The following is a 12,577-nucleotide window of genomic DNA, read 5'->3' as shown; positions in this document are numbered from 1 at the left end:
TGGTAGTCCTAATTGGCCGCCGTCCTTAATTGCGCACGCCTTCCAACAGGCCCTTGAGGTTCGACGACATCACCATTTCCTTTTCGGCCATGGAATAGTTCGTCAACTCATGAAGGAAGTCGAGTGGGTGTTCAGTCCCCTCGGGGTGCGGATAGTCGCTGCCGAACAATATGCGATTGACTTGCATATGCTCTTTCAACTGCCCGAAATCATCCTCGACAAAGGGTGTCACGAAAATATTCCGATGAAATTGGTCAACGGGATCATTCATGAATTTCTGCGGCATCTGCCCATAAACATGCTTTAACTGCTCGATCAGCGGAATGACCCACTTCGCGCCATTCTCGACACTGACGATCCGCACTCCCGGGAAGCGATCGAACACGCCGCCGCAGATGATCGCCGCGATCGTGTCGGAAATCGCCCGCTCGATGATCCTCAGGCAATTGACGAACGGATCGGACTCAAACGGCAGCCACTCCGCCCCGCCGGTCCACATCTCGATCAGATGATCATAGTCGGAATTGGACGCATGGACCGACACGAAGATCTTCGCCTCCTCGATCCGCGCCCAGAACGGATCGAAGTCCTTCAGCCCCATGGACCGCCCGCCGCGATAGCCCGGCACGGGAGAGGGCCGGATGCAGATCGTTCGCGCGCCCTGCTTGATCAGCCAATCGGTCTCGGCCAGCGCCCGGTCCATGTCAGCCAGCGACACCACCGGCACGCCGAACAGCCGGTTCTCGCGCGCAAAGCCCCACTCCTCGCTCGTCCACTGATTGAGCGCATGCAGGGCATCGTGCAGGAACTCATGGTCATAGCTCATCCACTTTTCGATGACCGAAAAGAGGGTGGGGAACATGAGCGCCGCGTGCACATTATGCCCGTCCAGCACCGCCAGCCGTTCCTTGCCTGTGCGCCAGGATTCAGGCGGAGCGATCGGCTTCCCCGTCATCTGCCGCATGGTCAGGCCTTCAGGGTTCTCGGCCTTGTAATATTTTACATGCGTCCCCGGCGCCGCGACCCGCTCGAAGGTCGGGTTGGGGATATAGTCCGAAATCTGCCCCTTGATCGCCAACCGCTTGCGGCCATCCACTTCCACGAAGCGGAAATCCTTGTGCCACTTCTTGGGCAGATGCCGGAACAGCGCATCCTCAGGCTCGTAAAAATGGTTGTCCGCGTCATAGACGGGAAAAGGAAGGCTGGGCGTCGTCATCAGAATGTCTTTCGGTCAGCTATGATAAGTTGATGCTACACTTGTCCTGCACCGGCCCGCTTCCGGTCAATTGAGCGGACCGGCTTTCCGGCTACGTGGAATCCCCGGATCGAGCCGGTTCCAACGCTTTCACAAAGCCCGCAATCGCCGCGATCGCATCCCGCGCTTCCTTGGTTCCGGGCGCAAGCAAGGGCCACACATGTCCCATCTCCGGCGCGACATGCAACGTAACTCGCCGATCCCCCAGCGCCAGCCGCGTGGCAAAGGCAACCGCCTCATCCAGCAACACCTCCGCCCCGCCGGTCAGCACCAATGTCGGCGGAAAGTCCGCCGGGTCAGCCTCCAGCGCCGAAACCAGCGGATCGCGCGGATCATGCCCCTGCAAATATAACTGCGCGCTATCCAGCACGGCCGCCTTGGAAAACATCGGGTCACGCGCCGCATTACGATCAAGGCTCTCGCCCCGCGCCGTCAAATCCAGCATCGGCGACACCAGCACGGCAGCCGCAGGCCGCTCACCAGCACGCGCCGCCATAACGCACAGCGCCGCCGCCAACCCGCCACCGGCAGAGTCGCCCGCGACCACGACCGACTGCCTGTTCTCTAACCCGCGATAAACCGCGACAACAGCGTGCAACGCCGCCGGAAAGGGGTGCTCGGGAGCCAGCGGGTAAAAGGGCAGGATGATCCGCCACCCCGCCTCATCCGCGATCCTTTGCGCATAATCCACATAGGCAAGCGGAGACCCCAGCCGATACCCCCCACCATGCAGGTAGATCATCTCCCCCCGCGCATCACACCCACGCGGCTCGATGACCAAACAACGCACGCTGCCAATCACCGCCGCGCCCGCCCGCTCCGCAGCATCGGCAGGACCAGCCGCCCGCGCCCGCCGCTCGATCAGCGCGTCATCGGCGGCATAGCCCTCTCGCAGCGGCGGCAGATTCCAGGCACCGGCGCCGGTCACAGCACGAACACCCCGCGCGCCAGCTTGCCTTCCTCCAGGTCGTGGAACGCCCGTTCGAAGTCGGCCAGATCATAACGCTGCGTCACCAGCTCATCCAGCAGCAGCTTACCCTGCCGATACTGGGCGATATAGGACGGGATATCCTGATGCGGCCGCGACGCCCCATAGCGGGCACCCATCACCCCGCGATCGACAAAGGAGAGCGGCGTCAGCGATACCTCCGCCATCGTGCCCATCGCAGTCGTCCCGACGATCACGCAATTGCCGCCCCAGCCAAGGCTCGCCATGGCATCGTTCAGCACGCGCGTATTGCCGACGCACTCGAATGCCCAATCGACGCCGCTGCCATGGTCGGGATTGCCGCCCGATACGATGTCCTTGATCCGCTGCGGCACATCGCCCTGCGAAGCATCGATGAAGTCGGTCGCCCCAAACTCCCGCGCTTTCTCCTCACGTGTCGCCAGCAAATCGATCGCGATGATCCGGCTCGCGCCCGAAAGTCGCAGCCCCTGCAGCACGTTGAGGCCAATGCCGCCGATGCCGAACACCGCCGCCGTCTCGCCCGGTTTCACCCGCGCCCGGTTGACGACCGATCCCACCCCCGTCAGCACCCCACAGCCCACGACGCAGGCGATATCCAGCGGCACCGTCCGGTCGATCCGGACCGCCTGATTAGCCTTCACCACCGTCTTCTCGACAAAGGTCGATGTCGCTGCAAAGCTCGACACCGGCTCTCCGTTACGGCTGAATGGCTGGGCGCGGTTGCCATAGGATTGGCGGCAATGGGTCGGCCTGCCGCTCTCGCACGGTCCGCAACGCCCGCAATTGGCAAGCGTATGCAATGCCACATGATCGCCGACCGCCAATTCGGTGACGCCCGGCCCCAGCTTCTCGACGATGCCCGCCCCTTCATGGCCCAACACCGCAGGCGCAGGCCAGTCGATCGTGCCGTTGATGACCGAAATGTCCGAATGGCAAATGCCGCTCGCCGCGATGCGCACCAGCACTTCGCCCGCGCCCGGCTCGCGCACTTCGACATCCTCGACAAAACGGATCTTGCCCGGCCCTTCGTAGATCAGCGCCCGCATTTTTTCAGCCTCTCCCAACTTCATTAATCTGCTTGTCCGGCTCGCCCGGCATACCGCTCGCCGCGCGGCAGTGCCGCGCGACTGCGTCGCCCAGCGCGGCGATCCGGCTCAGCGGCAGCGGCCGGTCGAAACCGAAAAGCGACAGGGTACACAGCACCGCGCCATCCGCGCCGAACACGGGGGCGGAGATCATCATCACCGGATGCAGCCGGTCGGGCTGCGCCTCGATCATCAGGTAATCCTCGCCCATCTGCCCGATCCGTTCCGCGACGCGCTTCTGCCAGTCTCCGGCCAGCGGTTCCTCCGTCATGCCAAGAACGGCGAGCCCCGTCGCCGCCTGCTCCGGACTGCGTTGCGTGACGGCATAGCCGCGCTGCCGCACCATCGCGAGCGACTGGCGCAGCCGGTCGGCATCGATCGCCCCCGCCGCCTTGCCCAGCCAGCTATCCACCTCCCGCTCACCCGCCCAGGCGAGGAAGGGCGTGCCCAGCGGCGGGATCAGCGGCACCCGCTGCCCCACCGCCAGACCGGGCATACGCCCCGGCCCTTCCGACGCGAGCGCGATCAGCCGGTCATCCAGCCGTGCGGTGAGCAGGCTGTCCAGGTCCAGCTCAGCCGACAAAAGCGCGATCTGGTTCCGCGCCGCCGCCACCACCGGATGGCATTGCAGCGCCGCATGACCGATCGCGATCAGCGCCGGGCCAAGGCGATAATCCTTCCCCCGTTGCGCCCGGACGAGATAACCGTCCCGGGTCATCGCGCCCAGCAGCGCGTGGCAAGATGCGGGATTGAGGTCCAGCTGCCGCACCAGCTCCGTCAGCGAATAGCCGCGCAAGGGCGCTGCCGCCATGAAGTTCAATATGTCGATGGCGCGTGACGCGGCCAGGGCCGGGCGGGGCATCGCCGTTCCTTCAGCTCAATTCCAGATCGTCCCAATTCACCACCGTGCACATGCGGTGGTAATCGGGGCTGAGCCAGGGCGCGTTGACCTGAAGCCTGCGATGCTCCCGGTTCACATAATAATTCTTCTCGATACCGCCTTCAGGCGTCATCTGAAGCCAGTTCTGAGCCTCGGCATCCAGTTCGCGATTATAGCGCTCGAACGCCTCGGGCTTCACATCGACGCGCCGCTTGTCTTCCTTCAGCATGCGCATGACGCATTGCGCGGCATAGCTCGCCCAGATCAGCCACCATTGCGGCAGGCCGGTGCCCCCCGTCAGCGGCTGCGAATTGGGGCCGTACAGCATGAACAGGTTGGGGAATTGCGGCACCATCATCGACAGATAGGCACGCGGCCCGTCGCCTGCGTCCCAGGTGTCGTGCAGGTCCTTGCCCTCCAGCCCCTTGTACCGCGCGGGCCACAGATATTTGAGCACGTCGAAACCGGTCGCGGCAATCACGACGTCGAAGTCCCGCTCCGTCCCGTCCGCCATCACAAAGCCGCTCTTCGTGAAGCGCGCCACCGATCCGGTCAGCAACTCCACATTGTCGCGGGTCAGCGCGCGATACCATCCATTGTCCACCACCGGGCGGCGCGACATGGGCGCATAATCGGGTATCAGCTTTTCGATCAGGTCTTCGCGTCCACCGGTTTCCTGCCGGATATAGTTGGTGAGGAAGGCGCGCAGATCATCATTCGCCTTGCTGACCTTGCCCCCCTGCGCCTGCCATTCACGATCGACGCGCTGTAACCGATCGATGTCGAACAGCGGCATCGTCGCGGTATAGCGGGACCAGTTCCAGTAACCGGGCATATTCTCGTTGAGCCACGCCAGTTCCGGCTCGATCGGCGCGCCATATTTTTCGCGCGGGCTGATCCATTGGGGGGTGCGCTGCACGACACTGACATGCCCCGCCTTTTGCGCCACCGCGCTTAACAATTGCACGCCGGTCGACCCATTGCCGATGATGGCGACCCGCTTGCCGCTAAGGTCCAGCCCCTCCGGCCAGGCGGACGGATGGATGATCTGCCCGCCGAAATCATGCACACCCTCAATGTCGGGCAGCTGCGCATTGGCGAAGGTGCCGCATGCGGTGATCACCACATTAGCGACGATCTCCTGACGTCCGCCGGGCGTTTCGACGTCCAGCTTCCAGACGTTGCGCCCTTCGTCAAACACCGCACCCTTCACATCATGGCCAAAGCGGCTGTTCGCCATCACCCCATATTTGCGCGAGACATGCTGGAGGTAGGTGCGCACATCCTCGCCCCGGTTGAAATGCTCGCCCCAGGGATAGAGCTTTTCGAAGCTATATTCATAGGTGATGGACGGCGTATCGACCCGCACATCGGGATAGCGGTTGATCGTCCAGGTGCCCCCCGCCTCCGGCTGACGATCGAGCAGCAGATAGGGCAGGCCCAGCAACTCACATTGCACCCCCGCCGCAATCCCCGCCGGGCCGCTGCCGATGATAACGATGCGGAAATCCTCGGGAATCTCCGGCTTCTCGCCTTCCCATTCGACGGCGCAGGGAACGGCACGGAAGGCCGGAAGATCACGCCGCGCCTCGAACTCGACATCCGTCATCTCGCCCGACAGCATCGTCATAAGGCGGCGCAGTTCGTCCTCGGGCGGCTCTGGCAGATCCACCGGACCGGCATTGTCCGCCAACCATTCGACTGCGCGCTCCTTCAGCAGCGCCTTCTGCCCGTCGCTCATCTGCGCAGCAGCGGGCAGAGCCCCAATCTCCTCATCCCCGCTATTTTGGTACAGCGCGATCCGCAGAGCATTGAGGTCCGCCAGTTCAACCGCGCGCTGGATGCTATCAGTGTCGATCGCCTTTGCCGCCGTGGCCATTCATCCCGTCCCATTCTTTTCAGACGCGTCCGAGTGCGCCCGTCTCATTTTTTGCAATATCGAAACTTAAGACCGAGGTAAGCCGAACCCGTGCCATTTCCGCAATGCCGGAACGGCCTCTTAAAGAGCCGCTATTCCTTGCGTTTCAATGGCCCAGGAAATTGGGCGTGCGCCGCTCCATGAACGCCAGCGCTGCTTCATTCGCATCATGCGACAACAGGCTGATCTGCGCGTTCGCCGCCGCCTCCTGCGCCATGCTTTCCTCCAGCGCGATAACTCCCGCCGCGTTGAGATTGCGCTTCATCGCCGCAAAAGCCGCCGTCGGCCCGCTGGCGAGCTTCGCCGCCAGGGCGGCGCACTCACCCTCAAGCGCCTCATCCTCAACCAGCCGATTGACTAACCGGCTCGCCAGCGCTTCGTCCCCCAGCATCGGCTCGTCGAGCAGGAACATCTCCCGCGCCCGCGCCGCGCCGAGCAGCCGGGTGAGCAGATAGCTGCCCCCCGGATCGCCGCACCGCCCGGCGCTGGCAAAGGCGAGCTTGAACTTCACCGTGCGCGACGCAATCCTCAGGTCGCACGCTGCCGCCATCACCAGCCCGCTCCCCGCCACCGGCCCACGCAAACAAGCAATCGTCGGCTTGGGCATGCGGTGCAGCAACAGCGGAATCTCGGCATGAATGCTCATCCGCGCCGCGGCCTCATCGGCCCGCATCGGCTCCGCCCGCGTCTCCTTACCCTCGCCCGACAAATCATAACCCGCGCAGAACCCGCGCCCCGCACCCGCCAGCACGACACAGCGTACCGCCGGATCGACCGACCAACCCCGCAGGGTCAGCGCGATCTCGTCCAGCATCGCCTCCGTCACCGCGTTCAGCCGGTCGGGCCGGTTCAGCGTCAGCGTGGCGACGCCCCCCTCCACCTGCGTCAGGATGCTCATGAGTGGGACTTCACCTTGTCCATGCCCGCCACGATGAACTCGCCGGTCTGGCCATAGGCCGACGCATGGCCCAGCTGGTGAATATCGAAACAGCTTTGCAGCGCCGCGCTCTGCCCCATGATGTCGAGCGTCTGGTTCACCGCCCGCTTCGCCATGGCGAGCGCATGCGGGTGCATCTGCGCAATTTCGCGCGCCAGCGCCAGCGCCTCGGCATCCAGCTCAGCGCGCGGCACGACCCGGTTCACCATGCCCCGCCGTTCCGCCTCATGCGCGTTGATCGGCTTGGCGGTGAACAGCATCTCCTTCGCCTTGCGCGGCCCCAGTTCCCACGTATGCCCATGATATTCGACCCCGCCGATGCCCATCAGCACCACCGGATCGGAAAAGCGCGCATCGTCAGCCGCGATGATCAGATCGCATGGCCATGCAAGGAGCAGCCCGCCCGCGATGCAAGCGCCCTGAACCGCGGCAATCGAAGGCTTGGGAATATCCCGCCAGCGTTTGGAATAGCCGAGATAATGTTTGGCTTCCCATTCATGGATGCCCAGCAGCCCACGCTCCGGGATCGTCTCGCGAATGCGGTTGAACGACCCGTCACGAATGGCCTCCGCGCTCACATCATGCCCGGCGGAAAAATGCTTACCCTCCGCACGCAGCAGGATGACGCGCACAGACTCGTCCGCCGCCGCCTTTTCCCACGCTTCGTTCAACTGCTGCAAAAAAGGTTCATTCTGCGCGTTCGCCCGGTCAGCGCGATCCAGCGTGATCGTCGCCACCCGTTCCTCGACCGCGTAACGGATATATTCTACCATCTGCCTTACTCCTGGACCGCTGGTTGCGCGCGATCGGCGCTGCGGACATCCGTTACCCGCGCCCTTCCGCACTGCCGGAAGCGCGCCGCCGCCAAATTGACATCTTGCGCTTCAGGATGGCCAAGCAGAAGGGCGCGAACAAGGTGAAAACGGCATGAATCTCGAACTCAGCGAACAGCAGGCGATGATGCAGGAAGCAGCCCTGCGCTTCTTCGATCGCGAAGAGGTGGTGCAGGCCGCCCGCGCGTCCAAAGGCGCCGTCGACGCCAGCCTCTGGAGCCAGGCGGGCGAGATGGGCTTCATCACCATGCGCGCGCCAGAAGACCGCAGCGGCCTTGGCATGGGCCTCATGGAAGCCGCGCTGATCTGCGAAGCGGCAGGGCGGGGCGCGGCCCCCCTACCGATCGCGGACGGCATCGCCGCCTGCGCGCTTCTGGGCCAACTGGAAGGAGAAGCCGCCGCCGCGCTGCTCGAACAGGCATCCTCTACGCCCATCAGCTTCGACGCGCAGGACGGCTGCATCCGGCTCAGCTGGCAATCCGACGCCATCCACGCCGCCATGCCCAATGGCGAAGCGCGCATCATCGCCGGCGGCAACGCGGCCCGGCAATCATTCGAAGCCGCCCTCACCGAACGAACCCTGCTCCGCTCGGCCTGGCTGGTCGGCGCGGGCACCCGCGCCATCGAAATGGCCGCCGCCTACGCCACCGAACGCAAGCAGTTCGACCAGCCCATCGGCGCGTTTCAGGGGGTGGCTTTCCCCCTCGCCGACTCCATCACCGACATGGAGGGCGGCCGCCTGCTGCTATGGCGCACCATCTGGGGCGTCGCCCAGCAACAGCCCGAAGCAGGCGCGCTCACCGCCATGACCAGCTGGTGGACCGCCACCACCGCGCGAGCCGCCGTGCGCCGAGCGCTGCGCACCTTCGGCGGCTATGGCCTGTCCGACGAATATGACATCCACCTCTATTTCCTGGCGATCGATCGCGTGGCCTTGGCGGAAGGCGATCCGGAGGACCGGCTGGTCGACGCGGGCGATCGCCTCTGGGCAGGCACGACGACCGCACTGCCCGAGGCGGGCGATCCCGGCCTGGACATGGGCTTCACCGCAAACGAAGAAGCCTTCGCAGCGCAAGTACGGACCTTCCTCGCAACCGTCGTGACGCCCGAACTGCAAAGCGCAGCCGCCACCTCCACCGACGGCCACCTGCCCGACCTCCACCGCAAGCTTGCCGCAGCGGGCCTCGCCTATCCCGACTGGCCCCGTGAATGGGGCGGTCAGGACCGCAGCCCCATGGAAGTCACCGCGCTCGGCCGCGTGTTCGAGGAATTCGGCATCTCCCGCATCCCGATCGGCTGCACCAACATGGGCGCGCGCATGACGATGAAGTTCGGCTCGCCCGAACTGAAGGCCGAAGTGCTGCCGCGCCTCGCCGACGGATCGGCGCTCGCCTGCCTTGGCTTTACCGAGCCCGCATCAGGATCGGACATGTACGCCGCCCGCACCCGTGCCGTGCGCGATGGCGATGACTGGATCATCACCGGGCAAAAGATGTTCACCACCGGCGCCCATATCTCCGACTATATATTGATGCTCGCCCGCACCGATCCCGACGCGCCCAAGCATAAGGGGATCACCATCTTCTTCTTCCCCATGAGCCTGCCGGGCATCACGATCCAGCCGGTCGACACGCTCCAGGATGAACGCACCAACATCACCTTCTATGACGAAGTGCGCGTGCCCGATCGCTACCGGCTGGGCGAAGTCAATGGCGGGCTCAAGGTCATGGCCGCTGCCATGGAAATCGAACATGGCGGCGAAGGCTATCACATCTATCACCACAGCCTCATGCGCGCCGCGCTCGATTGGGCAGGCAGCAGCGACGCGGCGGGCAAGCGCTCGATCGACAAGCCAGCCGTCCGCGCCCGCCTTGCCCGCGTGCGCACCCATCTGGAAATCGCCGACCTCATGTGTCGCCGCGTCACCTGGGCGATAGAGGCAGGCCGGATGACCCGCTCCATCGGCCCGATGGCCAAGATGTTCACCACCGAAATCTACATGGCTGACGCTGCCGATCTCGCCGCGCTGGCCGCGCCCGGCACGCTCGCTCATAAAACGCCAGCCTTGGCAAAGATCGAGGAATCCTACCGCCAATCAATCGGGCAGACCATCTATGGCGGCACCAGCGAGGTTCACCGCACCATCATCGCGCAGCATCACCTCGGCCTGCCCCGCGCCTGACCTGCGGGCTTCCATATGCGCGGAAAGTTGCGCACCCGCGTTGATCCTGATCGCGATCCGATGATCTTGGCTCCCATGACCTGAACCGTTGCGCATGTGGCGGCTCCCTGGGAGACAAGCTGATGACGAACCCGGCACCGCTGACCATGTCAGATGCCCTCCCGGCGGTTGGACCGGACGCTATCGCCGCATCACCCCCGCTCCAGGGCCGACGCCGCACGGCAATGCTGCTGATGCTCGCCTTCATCTACAGCCTCAACTATCTCGACCGCCAGATCGTCGTCATCCTTCAGGAACCCATAAAGGCCGACTTCAAGCTCGCTGACTGGGAACTCGGCCTGCTGACCGGCGGGGCCTTCGGCATCTTCTACACCTTGATGGGCATTCCCATCGCCCAGCTGATCGATCGTGGCGTCAATCGAGTGCGGCTGATCGCGCTCTTCACCGCCAGCTGGAGCGTCATGACGGCGCTCTGCGGCCTCACCCGCAGTTTCGGCGCCTTCTTCGCCGCGCGCATGGGCGTAGGACTTGCCGAAGCAGGCTTCGCCCCCGCCGCCCACTCCCTCATCTCCGATCTCTACCCGCCCCGCGAGCGCCCCGCTGCGGCAGGCCTCTTCGCCATCGGCGTGCCGGTCGGCGTCATGGCGGGCCTTTCGATCGGCGGCATCGTCGCGCAGGCGACGGACTGGCGCACGGCTCTCCTGCTGGCGGGTGTCCCCGGTATCCTGATCGCGATCCTCTTTCCCCTCATCGCCCGCGAGCCGATCCGTGGCGGAACCGAATATCCCTCCGATCAACCGGCACAAACGCCAGAGTCGCTGACTTTCTTCCAGAGCCTGCGTGTGCTGGCGCGACGGCGCGCCTTCGTCCACATCGTCGCCGGTACGGCGATCATGGCCTTCGCCCAGACCGGCATTTCGACCTGGCTGCCCTCCTTCCTCATCCGCAACCATGGCATGAGCCTGGCGCATGTCGGCATCGGCCTTGGCCTGCTGACCGGCATATGCGGGGCGATCGGCACCTGGGCAGGCGGCTGGCAGGGGACGCGCCTTGCCAAGTCAGGCCTCCACATGGCGCTCTGGCTGCCGATCGTCGGCATGCTCCTCTCCATACCGCTGGACATTGTCGCGCTCAGCATGGCGGATGGGCAGAGCGTTCTACTCATCCTGATCCCCAGCTACATTGTCGGCTCCTTCTGGACCGCGCCCTCCATCGCCCTCATCCAAAGCCTCGCGCCGGTGTCGATGCGTGCGCGGGCGAGCGCCGTGAACATCGTGGCGGCGAACCTGATCGGCGTATCGATGGGGCCACTTGCCGCAGGCGTGCTCAGCGACGCTTTCGCCTATCTGCGCGGGGGTGACGCGGCGCTTGGCCTGCGGGATGCGCTGATCTGCCTCACCGCCTTCTTCCTGTGGGCCGCCTGGCACTGGACCATGGCGGTGCGCGCCCTCAAGCAGGAAAGTACAACGGCCGTTTGAATTGATTGCGTGAGGCCGGGATTATAAAATAAGGACGATCCGGAACACGGACGAATAGGAGAGAGAGGATAAGCCATGGCCACCGGAAACGCGAAACGCCAAGTCACGCACAATATGGGCGCGATGGACACCCGCCCCGTAAAACATCTGGAATTTGACGGTCCCCTGCCGCAACCGACCAAGGACATGGATCAGATCCGCGCCGATCTCGACCGCGCGGGCTATGCGATCGCGGCAGAGGTCGTCAGCCGGGACAAGGCGCGCGAGATGCGCGACTTCCTCGCCGCCGAAATCGCCCGCGAAGAAGCGATCGACGAAGAGCGCGTGCGCCGTTTCTACACCGACAATGACGATCTCAACCGCCGCATGTCGGGCTGCCATCTGATGAACCGGGAACGCTTCTTCCGCGACATTCTGGAACATGAAATGCCGCTTCAGCTCACCCGCGAACTGCTGGGGCCGCAGACACTGGACGAATCCTATCTGGTGCACAGCTATGGCGCCAACGTCACCCGTCCCGGCAGCGCGCAGCAGGGCATTCACCGCGACCGCAGCGGCGCGATGCCTTTGTCCGCCGGTGCCGCGCAGACCCGCTTCATCTGGTGCCTCGATGATTTCGTCGAAGCCAACGGCGCGACCCGCATGGTCCCCGGCAGCCATCGCGACACGGAACCGCAATCCTGGGCGGTCCAATATGAATCCGTGCCTGCCGAAGCGCCAGCCGGGTCCGTGCTCATCTACACCGACCTGCTGCTGCACGGCACGGGCGCGAACACATCGACGGACCTGGAGCGCGCTGGCGTGATCGTCGGCTATTGCCCGCCCTGGTGGAAGCCCATGATCAACTTCCCGATGACGATCGACCCTGAAGTGATGAAGGGCTCGTCCAAGGTCCTGCGCCAGATCCTCGGCTACAGTTCGGTCTCCGTCGGCTTCGAGGAACCCTGGACCTATGCCCCTGACGCCGTGAAGGACCTGATCGTCCCGCCAGAGATGGAATGGTGAGGTAAAGGAGAGGTTTGCCGGCGCCGGACCGGCC

General features: G+C 64.4%; 10 protein-coding genes. 3 read left to right on the top strand and 7 right to left on the bottom strand.

The annotated features are described in order from the left end of the window. Window positions 1-25: 25 nt before the first annotated feature. The 7 genes from NCHOL11_RS14385 to NCHOL11_RS14355 all read right to left on the bottom strand — a co-directional run bounded on the left by NCHOL11_RS14385 (window position 26) and on the right by NCHOL11_RS14355 (window position 7,818). Window positions 26-1,216: an amidohydrolase family protein gene (locus NCHOL11_RS14385; RefSeq protein ID WP_097093241.1), complete on the bottom strand. Its 1,191-nt coding sequence runs from the start codon at window positions 1,214-1,216 to the stop codon at window positions 26-28. A 91-nt stretch (window positions 1,217-1,307) separates the two neighbouring features. Then, on the bottom strand, window positions 1,308-2,183 hold the full coding sequence (locus NCHOL11_RS14380; RefSeq protein WP_097093240.1) for an alpha/beta hydrolase: 876 nt from the start codon (window positions 2,181-2,183) through the stop codon (window positions 1,308-1,310). Beyond that, the gene (locus tag NCHOL11_RS14375; RefSeq protein WP_097093239.1) at window positions 2,180-3,271 is read right to left on the bottom strand and encodes a Zn-dependent alcohol dehydrogenase; all 1,092 of its coding nucleotides are present in this window, start codon (window positions 3,269-3,271) and stop codon (window positions 2,180-2,182) included. Before NCHOL11_RS14375 ends, NCHOL11_RS14380 begins: the two co-directional genes overlap by 4 nt. 4 nt (window positions 3,272-3,275) lie before the next feature. Continuing rightward, window positions 3,276-4,172 (bottom strand): IclR family transcriptional regulator, encoded by an 897-nt coding sequence (locus tag NCHOL11_RS14370; protein ID WP_097093238.1) that lies wholly within the window; start codon window positions 4,170-4,172, stop codon window positions 3,276-3,278. Between the two features lie 10 nt (window positions 4,173-4,182). Further along, complete coding sequence (locus NCHOL11_RS14365) at window positions 4,183-6,069, bottom strand: flavin-containing monooxygenase (RefSeq protein WP_097093237.1); 1,887 nt, start codon at window positions 6,067-6,069, stop codon at window positions 4,183-4,185. Between the two features lie 145 nt (window positions 6,070-6,214). Next, window positions 6,215-7,006 carry an enoyl-CoA hydratase-related protein gene (locus NCHOL11_RS14360; protein WP_097093236.1) on the bottom strand — a complete coding sequence of 264 codons (792 nt, stop codon included), beginning with the start codon at window positions 7,004-7,006 and terminating at the stop codon, window positions 6,215-6,217. Beyond that, window positions 7,003-7,818, bottom strand: a complete 816-nt coding sequence (locus NCHOL11_RS14355) for an enoyl-CoA hydratase (protein WP_097093235.1) — start codon at window positions 7,816-7,818, stop codon at window positions 7,003-7,005. The genes NCHOL11_RS14360 and NCHOL11_RS14355 overlap by 4 nt, the downstream gene beginning before the upstream one ends. 154 nt (window positions 7,819-7,972) lie before the next feature. Between NCHOL11_RS14355 and NCHOL11_RS14350 the strand changes: the two genes are divergently transcribed. From NCHOL11_RS14350 to NCHOL11_RS14340, 3 genes are all read left to right on the top strand, one after another. Next, window positions 7,973-10,060, top strand: a complete 2,088-nt coding sequence (locus NCHOL11_RS14350) for an acyl-CoA dehydrogenase (protein ID WP_097093234.1) — start codon at window positions 7,973-7,975, stop codon at window positions 10,058-10,060. Between the two features lie 122 nt (window positions 10,061-10,182). Continuing rightward, entirely contained in the window at window positions 10,183-11,538 is a 1,356-nt protein-coding gene (locus NCHOL11_RS14345) for a spinster family MFS transporter (protein WP_097093233.1), read from the top strand. Window positions 11,539-11,613: 75 nt separating this feature from the next. Beyond that, entirely contained in the window at window positions 11,614-12,543 is a 930-nt protein-coding gene (locus NCHOL11_RS14340; protein ID WP_097093232.1) for a phytanoyl-CoA dioxygenase family protein, read from the top strand. Window positions 12,544-12,577 lie beyond the last annotated feature (34 nt).

Origin of the sequence: Novosphingobium sp. Chol11 (assembly GCF_900218065.1) — a bacterium.
Taxonomy (GTDB): Bacteria; Pseudomonadota; Alphaproteobacteria; order Sphingomonadales; family Sphingomonadaceae; genus Sphingobium; species Sphingobium agri.
The sequence above is the reverse complement of the archived record's forward strand: the minus strand, read 5'-3'. Positions and strand labels throughout refer to the sequence as shown.